Source organism: Lactococcus sp. EKM203L (genome assembly GCF_011800585.1).
GTDB lineage: Bacteria > Bacillota > Bacilli > Lactobacillales > Streptococcaceae > Lactococcus > Lactococcus lactis.
Genome location: NZ_JAALEQ010000038.1, coordinates 1 through 877, shown reverse-complemented (window position 1 = coordinate 877; position 877 = coordinate 1). Strand labels below are relative to the sequence as shown.

1 protein-coding gene is annotated in these 877 nt (G+C 32.0%); it reads left to right on the top strand.

Annotation, left to right across the window (positions count from 1 at the left end):
* Positions 1 to 545: 545 nt before the first annotated feature.
* Entirely contained in the window at positions 546 to 785 is a 240-nt protein-coding gene (locus HFD15_RS13965; protein WP_015425996.1) for a GlsB/YeaQ/YmgE family stress response membrane protein, read from the top strand.
* Positions 786 to 877: the final 92 nt, after the last annotated feature.

The following is an 877-nucleotide window of genomic DNA, read 5'->3' as shown; positions in this document are numbered from 1 at the left end:
CTCAAGCAGTTAATATCACAAAAGCATAATTATATCTGAAAATCGTGCAAAAACTGGAGTCATTACTTCAGTTTTTTTATATTCAGTTGCAATTATGAGAGAGTATGATATACTTAGCCAGCAAGAGGAAACTCACACTTCCCATGCATAAATTAGGGCCACTCTAATATAGAGTGGTTTTTTCAATATTTATTAAATAAAGTTTATATTTAAAAGATTTATATAAAAACCACCTATCACAGCACATAATGATAGGCAGTTTTTTGGTGCATGTTCATAGATTAAGAAGTTAATATTTAAAACATACAAATTAATAATACCATATAGATAGTCTTAAGATCAAAAATAGAGAGATATGTTATAATGGAGTACCTTAAACATAAGTGCCAGCAATGCTGGCTTTTTTTATTTTTTTTAGTTATTTGAAGTGCCACAATTATTGGTATTAGTAAATTAAAAAAACAAATCATATCTCTTGTATGCGCTTTCTATATGTGTTAAATTAAAGTAAGAAATAAATTACATTTTTTAGAAAGAGGTGGCTTATGATTTGGTCATTAATTATTGGTGCATTAATCGGATTAATCGCTGGTGCGATTACAAATAAGGGAAGTTCAATGGGCTGGATTGCTAATATCTTAGCAGGGTTAGTTGGATCTTTTGTAGGTCAAGCCTTACTTGGAACTTGGGGTCCCTCGCTAGCTGGTATGGCGCTAATCCCATCCATTGTTGGTGCAGTGATTGTGGTTGCTGTTGTATCTTTCGTCCTATCTAAAATGAATTAGTAGATCTTAGGATCTAGAAAGGAGGAGTTTTGGCAACTGGAAAGAAAATAATACTCATTATCCTTGATCTCCTTTTACTTACGCTTGTTCTA